3 protein-coding genes and 1 pseudogene are annotated in these 1,961 nt (G+C 64.1%); all 4 read right to left on the bottom strand.

Annotation, left to right across the window (positions count from 1 at the left end; all coding sequences use genetic code 11):
- A partial coding sequence (locus AAIL66_RS24230; protein ID WP_343497955.1) for a phage tail protein I occupies positions 1-411 on the bottom strand: 411 nt, incomplete at its 3' end.
- Positions 404-1,321 (bottom strand): baseplate J/gp47 family protein, encoded by a 918-nt coding sequence (locus AAIL66_RS24225; protein WP_343497954.1) that lies wholly within the window; start codon positions 1,319-1,321, stop codon positions 404-406. The genes AAIL66_RS24230 and AAIL66_RS24225, both read right to left, overlap by 8 nt.
- A complete protein-coding gene (locus AAIL66_RS24220) occupies positions 1,318-1,662 on the bottom strand; it encodes a GPW/gp25 family protein (protein ID WP_343497953.1) in 345 nt (114 codons plus the stop codon). Before AAIL66_RS24220 ends, AAIL66_RS24225 begins: the two co-directional genes overlap by 4 nt.
- Positions 1,659-1,961: pseudogene (locus tag AAIL66_RS24215) on the bottom strand (phage baseplate assembly protein V); the annotation flags it as partial. The gene AAIL66_RS24220 and the pseudogene AAIL66_RS24215, both read right to left, overlap by 4 nt.

Here is a 1,961-nt window from a genome sequence, read left to right as displayed (position 1 = left end):
CACGTCCTGCACGAATGCGGCGCTGGCCTGCTCGCCGTCCTGGCCGGTCATGGTGAAAACCAGCTCAAAGGTGTGCGGCGTGCCTTTGGGCGTGGTCTGCCACCATTCCCGGATGCTGATGGCACCGCCGAAGCTGGCCACGGTGTCGCGCACGCTCTTGAGGGTGCCGCGTTGCCGCTGGACCTGAATGGCATTGCGCACCAGCGCCCGTTTGATGGCTTCTGGCCACTCGCTGCGCCATGCCTCCACGCCCATGCTCCAAGCGAGCCAGGGCAGAAGCTCCAGCGGGCAGGTGTCGGGGTTCCAGAGCGCGCGGTGCGGTTGGTCGATAGCGTCAAAGTGCTTGACCATGACCGACTCGGCGGCCCGGTCCAGCGGCGTGGCATTGGGTGGGAGCAGTGAATCAGCCAACGATGCCCCCGTGCGTCACGTTGATGGCGGTACACCAGCTGGCCTGGGTTTCACCCACGGCAACATCGGCTGCAGGGCTGGTCAGCTCTACCCGGTCCACGCCCTCGATGTGCATGGCGGCATAGATGCCTGACAGGGTTGGGCGCCGTCCAATGCGGTGCATGGATTCGGCATAGGCTGCAATGCGCTGCTGTGCAGTGGTCAGGACGCTGGACGAATCCGGTCCCGGCAAGGTGTAAATCTTGCCGGTGATCTGGTAATTGACGATGCCTGCAGCCTGGACGATCACCTCATCTGTGAGCGGGCGAATGTCATCGGCATTGACAGCGGCTGCCACGGTATCGAGCAGCGCTTGGCTTGGCACGCCGTTGCCCACACGGGAGAGCACGGAAACCACGACACGGCCCGGCGTGGGGCTGGTGGCTGCTGCGTCCAGGACTTGACCGTCTGCGGTCTTGGCATGGAAGACATAGGCACCCACAGGCCCGGCCACGCTGTAGCCGCGTGGTGCCAGCTGGATGCGAGCGCGGAATGTGTCATCGTCTTCCAGCACCGCCGCAATGGGGGGGATGGCTGCCGGATTGGCCGGGGTGATGACCAAGCGCACGACGCCAAAGAAGGCGCCGAGCTGGTCAAGGTCGCCTTTGCGTGCATAGGCCAGCATGACGGCGTGGGCGCTGTCGTTGCGGTCGCTGCGCTCGACAACCAGTAGATACGCCAAGCGTTCCAGCCACTTGGTCAGCGGCTCGGACTCCAGGGCCAGGGTGTCGGTGACATCTGGGCGCAGGTCTGCAGGCATAGCCGCCACTAGATCGGCCTTGAGGGCGGAAAGGATGGTTTCAAACTCCGGCACCACGACCACATCGGGCGCCGGCAGCTTGCTCATATCAATGATCTGGGCATTGCTCATGTGCCTACCCCCGGCTGAATGCTGATGCTCTGGCGGCGCGTGGATGCCTGCCCTCGGTCTTTGCGTTCGATCTGCATCACGGCGCGGCCACTGGCATCAAAAGCCAGCGCAGCACGGGTCAGGCGGGTGCGAGGCTCATGTTTCATGATGGCCTGGGCTGTGGCCGCCTGCAGCCGCAAGATATTGGCGTCTGTCATAGGCTGGTCAATGAGCTGGGGGATGAAACTGCCGTATCCCCGGCGCATGAGGCGCGAGCCGATGGGGGTGGTCAGAATGTCCGTAATGGACTGGCTGATGTGGGCCGAATAGTCCAGGCGGCGGCCCGTTTTGACGTTCATCATGCTGAGCCTCCACCGGGCTGGCTGGTTCTGCCATTGCCGTTTTGGACGTTGCCGTGGTCGTGGCCGGTCAGGCTGATGCCGTTTGCAATTACGTCCTGAGTTGTGCGCAGCGTGCCCTGGATTTCCGCCGCACCGTTGGCACCCTCGGCAGTCCCGCTGCCGCGCATGCCGCCTTGGTAAGTCAAAGAGCCTTTGACGAGGCAGTGGCCTGTCATCGTGACCTGGGGGCTGTCGATGGTGACGCTATCCGGCGCCACCAGCTTGGCCGTGCCACCGCCCGGCAGTGTGGCCACCAGAGA

It is taken from the genome of Comamonas sp. F1-6 (assembly GCF_039581415.1).
Taxonomy (GTDB): domain Bacteria; phylum Pseudomonadota; class Gammaproteobacteria; order Burkholderiales; family Burkholderiaceae_C; genus Comamonas; species Comamonas thiooxydans.
The sequence above is the reverse complement of the archived record's forward strand: the minus strand, read 5'-3'. Positions and strand labels throughout refer to the sequence as shown.

Bases quoted from the DNA above. Each gene is read 5' to 3' on its own strand.
- AAIL66_RS24225 (WP_343497954.1), bottom strand. From the start codon at position 1,321: ATGAGCAATGCCCAGATCATTGATATGAGCAAGCTGCCGGCGCCCGAT.
- AAIL66_RS24220 (WP_343497953.1), bottom strand. From the start codon at position 1,662: ATGATGAACGTCAAAACGGGCCGCCGCCTGGACTATTCGGCCCACATC.